Source organism: Vibrio sp. 947, assembly GCF_033339115.1.
Taxonomy (GTDB): Bacteria; Pseudomonadota; Gammaproteobacteria; order Enterobacterales; family Vibrionaceae; genus Vibrio; species Vibrio alginolyticus.
In genome coordinates, this window is record NZ_JAWOTX010000001.1 from 447,235 (window position 1) to 461,051 (window position 13,817).

Genomic DNA, 13,817 nt, shown 5'->3' on the forward strand with positions numbered 1-13,817 from the left:
AGCGATTTTCCTTAAACACACTCCGATGAGAATATACTTTCCGAAAGCAACAACAGCTCAGCTTAAAACATTCAAAGGAAAGTAAATTATGATTAATACTCAAATCAAACCATTTGCAGCTACAGCGTACAAAAACGGCGAATTCGTTGAAGTAACAGAACAAGACGTTCTAGGTAAATGGGCAGTATTCTTCTTCTACCCAGCAGACTTTACGTTTGTATGTCCAACAGAACTGGGCGACCTAGCAGACCACTACGAAGAGCTACAAAAACGTGGCGTAGAAGTTTACTCAGTATCAACTGACACACACTTCACTCACAAAGCATGGCACGACAGCTCAGACACAATCGGTAAGATTCAGTACTACATGCTTGGCGACCAAACAGGCAAAATCACAAACAACTTCGGTGTGATGCGTGAAGGTCAAGGTCTTGCAGACCGTGCAACGTTCCTAATCGACCCAGAAGGTACTATCCAAGCAATGGAAATCACTGCTGAAGGTATCGGTCGTGACGCAGAAGACCTACTACGCAAAGTTAAAGCAGCTCAATACGTAGCAGCGCACCCAGGCGAAGTTTGCCCAGCGAAATGGAAAGAAGGTGAAGAGACACTAGCTCCATCACTAGACCTAGTTGGCAAAATCTAAGCCACTGAAATTTAAGTTCTAATCAGTTCCCGATTTCCTTTTTCTGATTAGAACTGAATTAGAGAGCACTTCAGGTTAGATACCTTGACGACCTTCTGCCTGATTTGCTCTCTCCCCCTCAGGTTTTATCTACAGTAACCACTTTTTATTACCTATCTGAATAAGTAGGTGTGCAGTAATTGCGTAGAAAAAATCGTTTAGAACCAGGCATAGATTTTCGATAGCTAGCTACTCTAACTACAAAATCTATAACGCAGTTATCAACGATTTTAGCTAGCAAGAATGAACAAATACTTGTTTTGATTGGTAACTATTTAATTAAGGTAGTAACAACTATGTTAGACCAAGCGATCCAACAACAACTCAAACAATATCTGGCTAATGTAAAAGAAGAAGTTCGTTTAGTGGTTAGTCTAGATGAAAGCAAAGCATCGAATGACATTTTGTCTCTAGCGAACCAAATCGCAGAGATGAGCGACCTAATCACCGTTGAACGTGACGACAACGCAAGCGCACGTAAACCAGTGATGGCGGTAACTAACCCAGCAAAAGGCACAGCACTACGCTTTGCAGGCTTGCCAATGGGTCACGAATTTACCTCTCTAGTATTGGCACTGCTTCACTCTGGCGGTCACCCAATCAAACTAGAACCAGAAGTGATTGAGCAAATCGCAGCACTAGACAAAGATCTAGACGTAGAAATCTTCATTTCACTGTCGTGTCAAAACTGTCCGGACGTGGTTCAAGCGTTCAACATGATGGCGGCGATCAACCCGAAAGTAAAAGCAACCATGATCGACGGTGGTTTGTTCCAAGATGAAGTAAAACAACGCGACATCATGGCCGTACCAAGCGTATTCGTGAACGGTGAGCTATTCGGTCAAGGCCGTATGTCTCTGACTGAAATCCTAAACAAAGTGGATGACGGCGCGAGCGAGAAAGCGGCGAAAGCACTGAGCGAAAAAGACCCATACGATGTACTTGTTGTCGGTGGTGGCCCTGGTGGTAGCGCAGCTGCTCTGTACGCTGCTCGTAAAGGTATTCGTACTGGCGTTGTTGCTAAGCGTTTTGGTGGTCAGGTTATGGACACCATGGCAATCGAGAACTTCATTTCGGTAAAACGTACTGAAGGTCCAAAACTAGCAACTGACCTAGCAGAACACCTAAAAGAATACGACGTAGACGTCGTGACTGAGCAACAAGCTGAGAAGCTAATGGGCGCAGCACATACAGAAGATGGTTTGATTCACATCCAACTTGAAAGCGGCGCAACGTTGAAGAGTAAGAGTGTCATCCTAAGCCCTGGTGCACGCTGGCGTGAAATGAACGTTCCGGGTGAGCAAGAGTACCGCAACAAAGGTGTCGCGTACTGCCCACACTGTGACGGTCCACTGTTCAAAGGTAAGAAAACTGCAGTTATCGGTGGTGGTAACTCAGGTATCGAAGCAGCTATCGACCTTGCTGGTATTGTAGAACACGTAACGGTTCTTGAATTCGCAGACGCACTTCGCGCAGACCAAGTGCTTATCGACAAAGCGAACTCACTACCAAACGTAGACATCATCACGATGGCGCAAACAACAGAAGTAGTAGGCGACGGTACTCGCGTAACAAGCTTGAAGTACAAAGACCGCAACACAGATGAAATCAAAGAGATTGAATTGTCAGGTATCTTTGTTCAAATCGGTCTAGTACCAAACACAGAATGGCTAAAAGATTCAGAAGTAGCGCTATCTGAGCGCGGCGAAATTGAAGTCGGCAGCCGTGGCGATACTAGCCTAGAAGGTGTCTTCGCAGCCGGTGACGCAACAACTGTTCCTTACAAACAGATCATCATTGCGATGGGTGAAGGTGCAAAAGCAAGCTTAGGCGCATTTGACTACCTAATCCGTAAGCAAGGTTAATCTCCAATTTCTTGAGCACAAAGCGCACGGTGCTGTGTTTTCTTCCCCGGAAAACCAATCGGGGCACCGTGACAGCGATGAGTAACAAGAAATACAATCAAAAAACCTAGAAGCCCAAAGACTTTGCCAGCAGATATTAACTGCTGGCTTTTTTGGTTTGGGGAGAGGTGTAAGCAAATCTCTCAGCGCTCCGAGTTCAAACTGGAGGGAATGGCTCTACAATCACGGATAATTCAGTTCACTCCACCAGCATCACAACGCGCTGCGAATAGATTCTGAATACTCGCTTAGGCTCCTTCAGAATGACGCTGTTCGTTAGCGTTCTCTTCCCGTCATTCCCGCGAACCTAGGTGAGACTGGGAATCTACTCACCGTAAACTCGATCGAAAATGAGTAGCACGAACAAACAAAAGGTGAAACAAGGTTGCAAGCACCTTACCCAACATTCAACCTCAAACCAGCAACCCCACCTAACCTCCCCTTGTATCAAACTCTTAAGATCTCATCATTCCGAGCGCAAGGTGGCAAGTTTTACAGTCACAGATAATTCAATTCACTCCACCGGCATCAAAACGCGCTGCAAATAGATTCTGAATACTCGCTTAGGCTCCTTCAGAATGACGCTGCTCGTTTAGCTCTCTTTCCGTCATTCCCGCGAACCTAGGTGAGACTCGGAATCTACTCACCGTAAACTCGATCGAAAATGAGTAGCACGAACAAACAAAAGGTGAAACAAGGTTGCAAGCACCTTACCCAACATTCAACCAGCAACCCCACCTAACCTCCCCTTGTATCAAACTCCGAAGCTCTCAACACGCAGAGCTCAAAAGGGAGGAACTGGTTCTGTGCTCGCGGATAGTTCAATTCACAACGCAACATAACAACACACTGAAAGTAGATTCTGAATACTCGCTTAGGCTCTTTCAGAATGACGCTCTTCGTTTAACACTCTCTTTCCGTCATTCCCGCGAACCTAGGTGAGACTGGGAATCTACTCACCACAAACTCGCTCGAAAATGATTAGCACGAATAAACAAAGGGTGAAACAAGGTTGCAAGCCCCTAACCCAGCTCTCAGATTCAAAGCACCAAACCCACCGAATCTCTCAATGTATCCAGATCCAAAGATATCAACCCTAAAAAATTTTAAAAAAGCCCTTTACCTAAACTTAACTTGAGGTTTTAGCATATTCATCGTTGGCTAGAAAATGACAAAAAGGAGCACATCATGATCCAACTAGAACATATTAACTTAGTCGTGAAAGATATCCCTGAAATGCTGAAGTTTTACCAAACTGCATTTCCACATTGGTACGTGCGTGATGAAGGTAAAGGCGAATGGAGTGGCAAACCAAGAAACTGGCTACATTTTGGCGACGAGTATCAATACATAGCCATGAGTGACCATGGCGAAGGAGAAAACCGCGAGTTGAGCGGGCACCAAGTTGGGCTAGCGCATTTTGCTTATGTGACCAACAACGTCGATGCAATCATCAAAAGACTAACCGATGCAGGTTATCCGATTGCCCAACCTGGTGCTGATGAACCATACCGCAAAAATGTGTATTTTGTTGACCCTGCCGGTTTTGAGATTGAATTTGTTGAATACCTGGCGGATGACCCAAAACTTCGTAACCTGACAAGCTAAAAGAGATGTAAATAATAAAACGCCAGCAGATAGTGACTGCTGGCGTTTTATTTTTTATCTATCGGGCTTCTTTATCGCATTAGCGCTGTTTGGCAAAAACCTGAGTCCAGTAATACCCGTAGCGTGCAGAGTGATTTTCGACAAGCGACGCGCCCATCTGATCAAAATCCGCACTCATGATATTAAGGCAGTGGCCTTCACTCGATAACCAAGCATTAACGACGGCGTTAATGCTGCTTTGCCCTACTGCGACATTCTCACCAATGGCGCTCCAAGCATAGCCCGTTGCGTTAACTCGATCTGACATTTTGCTGCTATCAGAGCCTGTGTGGCTCATGAAATCGCTGTTCGCCATATCGCTTGAATGTCGATAAGCGGCGCTTTCCAAATCGTAGCTCCAAGTCAGGGCCCCAACAGGTGGCATGGTGGTTGCGCCACACTGTTGTGTAGTAGAGCGGGCGCTGTTGACCGCTGCAAGCATCTGCTCGGCAAATGTGCCTTGTGACGATGTGGAACCTGTGTTTTGTGAGCCGCTTTCTGCTGGGGCTGACGACTCCCCATCGCCGCCACATGCGCTGAGAAGTAGGGCCAAAGCAGGCACTAAGATCTTAGTTGGCATTGTCTTTCCTTTATGAGTGACGAAGAGCAAACTGCGCTTTTCGATAATAACGCCCAATAAACTAACAAAAACCAATAAAAGCACCATATAGCTTAGGGTTTTTTAACCAAAGACTCACATGAAGTTTTCAATCGCCTTGGTTCGGTCGATAAATCGGCAACGTTTCAGCCCAAGTATGGAATGGCGTTTCATCCATATCCTGTATTGCTTGAGTGATAAAATCGATGAACACCCTCACTCGGGCAGGCACATATTCCCGGTTGGCATAGAGAAGATACACGCCATTTCCTGCTTGGCGCATGCTCGGAAATATCGGCACTAAACGCCCCGCTTTAAGCCAGTCTCTCGCGATAAAATGAGGGATCTGAGTTAATCCTAAGCCTTCTGCGCAAAGCTCTGCCATGGATTCACCGTCATTTACAATGTAGTTTCTTTCGGGGTCATATTCACTCGCACCGTCTGGTTCTGGCATCCGAATCGGCAACAGTTTCCCCGTTTGTTTAAAACGAAAACGAACCCAAGAATGGTCATTGAATACATCCGAGCCACTCGGAACACCATGGCGCGCTAAGTAATCCTGACTGGCACAAATGATAAAATCGATAGGGCTGAGCTGACGCACAATCAATTGACTATCGTGAACGACACCAGAGCGAATCGACACATCAATACCTTGCTCAATAATATCAACGTAGGCGTCATCGTAATGAATATCGATAGTGATGTTAGGGTAGCGGCGACAAAACTCTTTTAATAAAGGACGAATATAGAGGCGACCGTACGAGACTGGCACATTAATCTTAAGCTGCCCTGAAAGCGCATCATTGTGACTTTTTAATGAATCCTCACATGCCGCCAGCTCCTCCAGTACAAACCTAGCAGTATTTGCGTACCTACGACCAGCTTCTGTCAGGCGGCTCTGTCGCGTAGAACGTTGAAAAAGCTGTATACCCAAATCGCTTTCAAGACGATGTATGGCTTTGCTCACGGTCGAAGGGTCAGTGCCATACACTTTGGCAGCCGCAGCAAAACTACCGCCATCTAAAGTGGCAATAAAAAATCGTAGGGACCGTATCTTATCCATATAACCAATGAACTCTATTCATGAATTTTATTCACTTTAGTAAAGACCAAGTGGCTCTTCAATCACTAATTAGCCTAAATATAATGAACCTCAATAACTTGATGCTCTGTTAGCGAGGAAAAACCATGGGTAAAAACGGATTGAAGAATGCACTACAACTATTGATAGCGACACTAGTCCTATTCTTTGGGGTGCTTCAAACAGCACATGCCGCAGATAAACGAATTGGTATTCTGGTTTACGATGGCGTACTGACCTCTGATGTTACTGCGCCTTTAGAGGTTTTTGGCGTCGCAAGTCGTCTCACTTGGTTTAGTGATTATGACGTGCTCACCATTTCCGTCTCAGATCAGAAAACCATCACCACTGAAGAAGGATTAAAAATTGGTGTGGATGCTTGGATTGGTGATCTGCCGGAACTCGACGTATTGGTTTTAACATCCAGCTATGACATGGATGCACTAATCGAAAATAAAGATCTCATTCACTTTATTAGAACTACCTCAAAGGCGGCAGATTGGATGGCAAGTAATTGCTCTGGCGCGTATTTGTTAGCCGAAGCTGGCCTTTTAAACGGCAAAAAAGCAACAACTTGGGCCGGAGGTGAAAACGGCTTTCAAAGAGATTACCCTGCTGTCAAAGTACAAGTCGACCAGAATTTTGTCATTGATGATGGCGTTATCACTTCGAACGGTAGCCTAGTTAGCTATCAAGCTGCTCTTAAGCTACTTCACCTTATGACTTCAGAGTCTAAAGCTCAGGAAGTCGCAGATGCCATCCAGTACTCACGCTTTTCCAACCAACCATTTTAAGCGTGTAAGAAAGAAATCAGAGTCACCCTTCGATATTTGGAAGGTTAACTCTTCGAATTTGTCTTCCTAATCGAACAACCCTTTTTATCACTGTAAAAGCGATAAAAAGGGTTGTCGTTCATCTGGCAGACACAACGTGCTCTCCAAACTTTTTATCTTAATGCTATGGAAAAACATAAACGTTACGAAGCACTGACGAAAGATCGATACCAAGAGATCTACCGTCTCGCGTATTGGTTATGCAAAGATCACCACCTTGCTCAAGATTTAGCGCAAGAAACCTTTCTGAAAGCGTGGCGATTCTTTGATAAATTAAATGACCCCAACGCCGCGAAGTCTTGGCTCATTACTATTTTGCGTCGTGAGAATGCTCGGCGCTTTGATAGAAAACAGTACGATTTTGTCGACATTGATGAGTGTGCAATACAGACAAAAACCTACCCTGGCAGTGACTACGACATGGCCCAAGATTGGCTTCAAAAACAAATGATGATTCTCGAACCCAAATACCGAGAGCCGTTGCTCTTGAGCTTAGTGGCTGGGTTGAATCATGATGAAATTGCCCAAGCCTTGAGGCTCAACCACAACACAGTGGCGACTCGATTATTCAGAGCGCGTAATCAGATCATCGCACAGAAGGAGAGTTATTAAGACACAAAAAGTAGTCAACCATGTAAACTAACTGGCTATGCTCCGGTCTATTTCATAAGTCGTTACACAACTCGACGCTTTAACGCTTTACATCAAGCGCGACTAGATGAACACTTCTTGTCAAAGTACAATAACAGCCGACATAGAGTAGAGTCAGTAAAACATTATGAGTAACACGACGGCGAAAAAGCCGAATCCCTTATTTGAAATCCTTTTCAACGTATTTATCCCTTCCTTCATTTTGATGAAGTTTAGTGGCGATGAGCATCTAGGGACAGCAATGGCGCTGGTTGTCGCTTTGCTATTTCCTATCATTTATGGCGGTATGGACCTTGTCCGTAACAAGAAATTTAACTTTATTTCTGCTCTGGGCTTTATCAGTGTTCTACTAACTGGTGGCATCGGCTTGTTAGAGCTTGATACACGCTGGTTAGCACTAAAAGAAGCCCTGATTCCTGGCCTGATCGGTTTAGCGGTTTTGGGTTCAACGTTTACCCGCTACCCGCTGATGCAGAAGTTAGTACTGAATGACACAGTGTTGAACCTCGCGTTGATTAACCAACGTTTAAAAGAAAATGATAAAACCGATGCGTTCGAACGTTGCCTTATGTCTTCTAACTACCTGTTTGCAAGTACTTTTGCGTTCTCATCTGCAATGAACTACTTCCTTGCGACTTGGATTGTGACTAGCCCTTCTGGTACTGCTGCCTTTAACGAAGAGTTAGGCAAAATGACGCTGTACAGTTACCCAATGATTGCCATCCCAAGTATGTTGATGATGTTCGGTATTTTTTATTACATTTGGCGTCAAGTACGTGCGATGACATCGCTCGAAACAGAGCAAATCTTCCATCTAAAATAGCCCTATCATTACAAATAAACCCATAAAAAAGGGAGGATTTTATCCTCCCTTTTCTCAACAGACTCACTGTAAATCATAGCGTCAAAATGATTTTACCTGACACTGCTGACGAGCGTCGCTCAACCATTTCAATCGCTGTTTGAAAGTCCTCTAACGACAGATCATATGCAACGTTTAACTTTATGTCGCTGCTAATAAAGTGTTCTAACATTTCAGCGAACACCGTCTTTCTCCCGCCTTTACCTACCGATTCTTCCCAATACCGCAAAAAGAATGTACTAAAGTCGATGTTGTTGGCCTTCATCGATTCAAAAAACTCAGGCGTATAAGGCGTTAACGACAATGTTCCGTAGTTGATGTATTGGCCGTTTTCTTTCAAGGTACGAATGAGATCCGTGCCAGCCTCACCGCCTATCGCATCCAAAGCGACCGTTGGTTGTGGCAGTTGGCGCGTTTGCAGCTGCGCGTGTAAGTCTTGTTTTGCGTCCAACACTGGAATCGTATCGTACGGATACTTTTCTGGCTTTGAAGTCACAGCAATCAGTGTAAAACCCAGTGAGTGAGCAAGCTGGGCGAATATCTTACCGATCGCTGACCCTGCCGCATTGATGATTACCACATCGCCTTTGTTCAACTTCGCCACTTTAGTGGTGATAACCCACGCGGTTAGCGCGTTGATGTACAACTGACAGGCATAGTCGTTCTCCAAACTCTCAGGTAGCGGAAAAAGATTCTCAGGCGAGGCATCTATGTAGTATTGCCAAGTACCACTCATCGCCACCAACACCTTTTGCCCAACTTGAAGGTCAGTTTGACCAACTGCACTGACTTCCACCACACGCCCAACCGCTTCAAATCCTGGCACGCGAGGTGGTACGTGAACGCGGCGGTATTGCCCAACACCATGAATGGAAAGCAAGTCACTTGGGTTAATGTTTGTAGCTTCGAGTCTCACCCGAACCTTGCCCTGTTCAAGCGGTTTGAGGGGCTCTTTTTCCAACGACAGCGACGTTTTGGGTTGACCAAAACAGAATTGATTCACTCGAGTATTTATCGTTGGTGCCATTGTTATTCATACCATGTAATTGAAATTCAAAAAGGAAGTTTCGCGACTTCTACTCAAAAGCATTAAGTGAAGTCGAAGCTCTGTATTTCTACCTGCGCGATGCGCCGTTCACTCTAAACTGTTGTGGCGTCATATCAAAATAGGCTTTAAATGCTTTGATGTAGGATGAGTCATTTTGATAACCCACTAGGTCTGCAATGGCTTGGATTGGCAACGATTCATCTAACAAAGAAAGCGAGTAAATTAGCCGGATTTGTTGCCGCCAAAGTAGAAATGAAGTGTTGAATTCCTTGGCGAACAGCCGTGATAAAGTACGCTCAGACGCCCCAATTTTCTCCCCCCACTCTTTTAGCGAACAGCTCAACGCTGGCTCGTCAGTCAGTCGCTCGAAAATCAGTTTTAGTCGTCTGTCTTGTGGCAGCAATAACTGAAATGTCTGCACGTTGCGCTTCAAAATTTGATCATGCAGCACCGCCAGCAAATGCAACATTTCTTCGTGGCTTGTCTCACCTTCACACAGTCTGCGGATCTCTTGTAAAAGCTCATTTAAAAACGACGTTAAAGCAATGGTTCTCACTTGTGGCTCGTACGTCGCACCAAACTCAGGGTTGAGGTAAATACCAACAAATATCGTATTGCTTAGAGCAATCGACTCGTGTTGAACACCCGCAGGAACAAATAACGCAGAGGTGTGCGGAACCAAATGCTGATAATGCTCCGTTTGTGTTTGCAATAACCCTTTGATAGGAAAGATGATTTGATGCCAAGTGTGTTGATGCAGCGAATCAATGTGACCTTTTGGCATGTCGATGGTTTTCACTAAAACAGGAGAATGGGGATTCGCGGCCATCATCTCATTGGAGGTGACGACGCCTGACTTCGAATCAATTTGGCGAGTTAGCATTGTTAGTTGTCTTTTCATCCCTACTCCGACACACGTTTACTAGGCTATCATGCTCCGCATCGCGAATGAAGGTAAACACTTTATCTCTCATTCAAATAATAAGGAGGTTATATGAAGAAAATCGGCGTCGTAAAAGCTGTGCTAGCAGGGAAAACCGTCCCTTATGCTCATGGAGCGCAAAGCGCAATCAACAAACAAGTGCTACCTGAGCGCCAGCACGCAACAGAGCTTGGTTTTACCAGTGATGAGCAAGGTGATCCGCGCTTTCACGGTGGCATTCAAAAAGCGCTTCATATTTACCCAAGCGAGCACTACCCAATCTGGCAACAAGAATTAGGCAAAAGACCAATTTTCCAATCCGCCGGCGGCTTTGGCGAAAACATCAGCTCCGAAGGCGTCACCGAATCCACGATTTGCTTGAAAGATAAAATTCGCATCGGCTCAACACTACTGGAAGTGTCGCAAGGTCGTATGCCTTGTTGGAAACTTAACGTACGCTTTGACCAACACGATATGGCGAGAAGACTGCAAGATACGCTTCGAACAGGCTGGTATTTCCGAGTGTTGGAAGAAGGCGATATCGGTGCAGGTGACGAGATTATTCTGTGTGAAAGACCTTATCCAGAATGGCCACTGGCTCGCATCATGGGTGCGGTTTTCACAGGCTGTTTAGATAGAAAAGAACTCACTAAGCTGTCTGAGCTGCCGTTAGTCGAGTCTTGGGGCAAGTTAGTCGAGCGCCGTCTAGAAACCGGCGAAGTTGAAGATTGGGAAATGCGCTTGGTTGGCCCAACTGTGGGTTAACACCCCAAAGTAAAATTTAAGCCACGCTCTGAACCGACTATGCCGTCAAGAGCGTGTTTTTTGTTTTACTTCGCACTCGGGGCTGGGCGTTTCGACTTACCTTGAAACTGCTTAATGCTCTTCTTAGCATGAGTTCGACGGTTGGCTTTTTTATCGCGTGGCGCGCGTTTGCTCTCGCCAGTTGATGGCTTATCCGTTACTGGAAAACCTGCCAGATCTTGCACTGGTAATGCACGTTGAGTCAGGTGACGAATCGCGTTTAGTGCGTCCATTTCACCATGACAAACCAATGACACCGCCACACCTTGCTCGCCAGCGCGAGCGGTACGCCCTACTCGGTGAACATAAGTTTCTGCATGCATTGGCAGTTCAAAGTTGATCACTACAGGCAATTGCTCAATGTGAATGCCGCGCGCTAGTAGATCGGTGGCAATCAACACCTGAATTTGCCCAGATTTAAACTGCGCCAATGCTTCTTCTCGCTCATCTTGACTCTTATTGCCATGCAGCGCATTGGTTGAGATGCCCGCTTTGTTTAGCTTCTTCGCTAAGCCATCGGCGTTCTCTTTCGCACCAATAAAGACTAACGCCTGAGTCCACGCGTTTTTTTGAATCAGTTCAATCAATGCCTTGGTTTTACTGCCTTTATTGACCATGTACAACGTTTCAACGATGTCTTGATTCGTGCTGTTTTCTTGATGCGCTGCAACTTGCTTTGGTGCCTGCATAAGCAGCTTCGCTTTACCCTTCAAATCATCTGAAAACGTCGCCGAGAACATTGCGGTTTGACGCTGGTTTGAAATCAGCCCCGCAATATTTTGCACGTCAGGCCAAAAGCCCATATTCAACAGACGATCGGCCTCATCCAACACTAGGTAATGGATATTGCTTAAGTCTAAACCGTTGTTTGCCAGATCAACCAAACGACCTGTCGTCGCGACAAGGATATGAGGATTTGTCGCTAGCGCCTGCTGTTGTTGCTCTTTATCAACGCCGCCACACAAACACACTGCGTTGAGTTCAAGAACTTGACCAACTTGGTTAATTGCTTCACTCACTTGCATTGCCAGCTCACGAGTTGGCACAAGAATCAGCGCTTTTTGCTCTGGATTGACACCCAGCTTTTCCAACAAAGGCAAACCATAAGCAAGGGTTTTGCCGCTGCCTGTATTTGCCAAAGCCAATAGATCTTGACCAGCCAACAGCTCAGGAATGGCCAACGCTTGAATATCGGTCGGTTTCTTGAAGTCTTTTGGCAGTGCGTGAATCAGCTCAGAACTCAATGAGAGAGTAGAAAATGGCATTAACGAAAACCTTGTGCTTTGGGTTGAAGAAGCAATAAAAATAATGAAGATGCGGTAAAACGCAGGCGCGGACTTTACCACAATCTGCTAGGTGAACCATCCTATTTTAGGCGCTTAAACCAAGCGGCGCCTATGCAAATCGTCAGAAAACTAAAAAGCGCAAAAAAGCCGTTAGTCTGTACTGCCACAGAGCTAACGGCTAAAAACCCTTGAAGAGAACGCTTCGTCAGCCTTTCACTGCGGCTGAAAAGAAATGTGCAGTTTATTAAAGTACAGCTTTACGATTCGGTAAGAACACTTCACCCAACATACAACGAACCGAGCCACCACCAATAGATTCTATGGTAGAAACGTCGAATGGCAGCAATTTACCGTGCGTTGCCAATTGGTTTCTTTGTGCTGGTGAGAATGCATCGTACGCCGATTGCGACATCGCAATCACCTTGTCGCCGTTGATCGTTTCCAGTTGCAGAATGTTACCGCAGAACTGGTTCATCTGCTCCAGCGAAATTGAGATGACTTGCTTGTCTTTGGCGAGTGACTTCATTACAAAACGACGCTCAAATTCTGGGATCACTTCGTCACAAATCACGCAAAACTGTTCGCCAACCGCCATCATCACATTGGTGTGATAAATCGGCGCACCAGACGGCAAACGAGTTTGGAAAGAAATCACTCGTTCATAGCCAATACGATCGGCGTAATCTTCTAAAACCAGACGATCACAACGTTGTGAGAGTGCGGCATAGACCTTTTTATTTAGGTGGTCAAACACCATCACACCCGTGCTTTCTAAATACGCTTTCTCGTCAAGATATTCAGTTAGACTGCTGCGTCGATGAACCTCTCGCCCTGCTTGCGCTAGTGCTGCCACAAGCGCATCGGGACGTACTTCTTTTTGACGGTTTTCACAGGCCATTGGAAAAGTGTACAACGTGCCATCTGGCGTAGTGCTAAACCAGTTGTTTGGAAATACCGCGTCTGGCGTCGCAACATCTGAAGTTGGATAATCAAACTCAACAACTTGAACGCCCTCTTGACGCAGCGTTGCAACCATACTCGCGAACTCGGCCATTACTCGACGTGAGACTTCTTCTTGGCTGAGTGACACTTTATGTTGGAACTCATTATCTTGTGCAGTTTCTTCATTAAAACGAAACTCTTTCGGTGGCACCATCACTACGCAGTTTGCGGTTTGGCGCTGAGCACTTTGCGTGCTTTCTTCTTTCCCATTAGCAAATTGGGTCACTGATTCGTGTAATAGCATCCAATACATTCCTTATCACTAGAATGAGGAGATTGTAAATTTATTGTTAACTTCAGTTTTGCTGTTTTGACAATTAATTTAATTGCACAAAAGTAATTTTTGCTGCATTAAGTTCATTTATCCTTAAATTTTATTGTCACTTTGCAGGTTTAAGCTTTTATGGCACCACGATGAACATGATAAGAATTCATCATAAGAATCAGAACCATAGACAATCACACTCATAACCAACTAGTTACATTTAAGA

General features: G+C 45.3%; 13 protein-coding genes. 7 read left to right on the plus strand and 6 right to left on the minus strand.

All coding sequences use genetic code 11. The annotated features are described in order from the left end of the window. Positions 1–88 precede the first annotated feature (88 nt). From ahpC to R7Q39_RS01950, 3 genes are all read left to right on the plus strand, one after another. Positions 89–646: an alkyl hydroperoxide reductase subunit C gene (ahpC, locus tag R7Q39_RS01940; RefSeq protein WP_318075708.1), complete on the plus strand. Its 558-nt coding sequence runs from the start codon at positions 89–91 to the stop codon at positions 644–646. A gap of 335 nt (positions 647–981) precedes the next feature. Next, entirely contained in the window at positions 982–2,550 is a 1,569-nt protein-coding gene (ahpF, locus tag R7Q39_RS01945) for an alkyl hydroperoxide reductase subunit F (RefSeq protein WP_182038156.1), read from the plus strand. Positions 2,551–3,777: 1,227 nt separating this feature from the next. After that, complete coding sequence (locus R7Q39_RS01950) at positions 3,778–4,197, plus strand: VOC family protein (RefSeq protein WP_005374615.1); 420 nt, start codon at positions 3,778–3,780, stop codon at positions 4,195–4,197. A 79-nt stretch (positions 4,198–4,276) separates the two neighbouring features. Here the strand turns inward: R7Q39_RS01950 and R7Q39_RS01955 are convergent, their stop codons facing one another. Both R7Q39_RS01955 and R7Q39_RS01960 read right to left on the minus strand, forming a co-directional pair. Continuing rightward, entirely contained in the window at positions 4,277–4,816 is a 540-nt protein-coding gene (locus tag R7Q39_RS01955) for a CAP domain-containing protein (protein WP_031778865.1), read from the minus strand. A gap of 127 nt (positions 4,817–4,943) precedes the next feature. Then, positions 4,944–5,900, minus strand: a complete 957-nt coding sequence (locus tag R7Q39_RS01960) for a LysR family transcriptional regulator (RefSeq protein ID WP_005374613.1) — start codon at positions 5,898–5,900, stop codon at positions 4,944–4,946. A gap of 125 nt (positions 5,901–6,025) precedes the next feature. On the opposite strand from R7Q39_RS01960, the gene R7Q39_RS01965 reads away from it, so the two are divergent. The 3 genes from R7Q39_RS01965 (at position 6,026) to R7Q39_RS01975 (ending at position 8,225) form a co-directional block, all read left to right on the plus strand. After that, positions 6,026–6,712, plus strand: a complete 687-nt coding sequence (locus tag R7Q39_RS01965) for a DJ-1/PfpI family protein (RefSeq protein ID WP_053350144.1) — start codon at positions 6,026–6,028, stop codon at positions 6,710–6,712. 120 nt (positions 6,713–6,832) lie between these two features. Then, positions 6,833–7,363, plus strand: coding sequence for a sigma-70 family RNA polymerase sigma factor (locus R7Q39_RS01970; protein WP_318075737.1), 531 nt, complete (start codon positions 6,833–6,835; stop codon positions 7,361–7,363). A 166-nt stretch (positions 7,364–7,529) separates the two neighbouring features. Continuing rightward, complete coding sequence (locus R7Q39_RS01975; RefSeq protein WP_053303949.1) at positions 7,530–8,225, plus strand: VC0807 family protein; 696 nt, start codon at positions 7,530–7,532, stop codon at positions 8,223–8,225. Between the two features lie 73 nt (positions 8,226–8,298). On the opposite strand, the gene R7Q39_RS01980 is transcribed toward R7Q39_RS01975, so the two are convergent. Together R7Q39_RS01980 and R7Q39_RS01985 are read right to left on the minus strand one after the other, a co-directional pair. Beyond that, entirely contained in the window at positions 8,299–9,291 is a 993-nt protein-coding gene (locus R7Q39_RS01980; RefSeq protein WP_318075709.1) for a zinc-dependent alcohol dehydrogenase family protein, read from the minus strand. Positions 9,292–9,379: 88 nt separating this feature from the next. After that, entirely contained in the window at positions 9,380–10,195 is an 816-nt protein-coding gene (locus R7Q39_RS01985) for an AraC family transcriptional regulator (protein ID WP_258487796.1), read from the minus strand. 111 nt (positions 10,196–10,306) lie between these two features. Here R7Q39_RS01985 and R7Q39_RS01990 point away from each other — a divergent pair, with 111 nt between their 5' ends. Further along, the gene (locus R7Q39_RS01990) at positions 10,307–10,999 is read left to right on the plus strand and encodes an MOSC domain-containing protein (protein WP_053307998.1); all 693 of its coding nucleotides are present in this window, start codon (positions 10,307–10,309) and stop codon (positions 10,997–10,999) included. Positions 11,000–11,064: 65 nt separating this feature from the next. On the opposite strand, the gene R7Q39_RS01995 is transcribed toward R7Q39_RS01990, so the two are convergent. Beyond that, positions 11,065–12,303 carry a DEAD/DEAH box helicase gene (locus tag R7Q39_RS01995; RefSeq protein WP_065275552.1) on the minus strand — a complete coding sequence of 413 codons (1,239 nt, stop codon included), beginning with the start codon at positions 12,301–12,303 and terminating at the stop codon, positions 11,065–11,067. 265 nt (positions 12,304–12,568) lie between these two features. Beyond that, positions 12,569–13,570: an arginine deiminase-related protein gene (locus tag R7Q39_RS02000; protein WP_047102453.1), complete on the minus strand. Its 1,002-nt coding sequence runs from the start codon at positions 13,568–13,570 to the stop codon at positions 12,569–12,571. Positions 13,571–13,817: the final 247 nt, after the last annotated feature.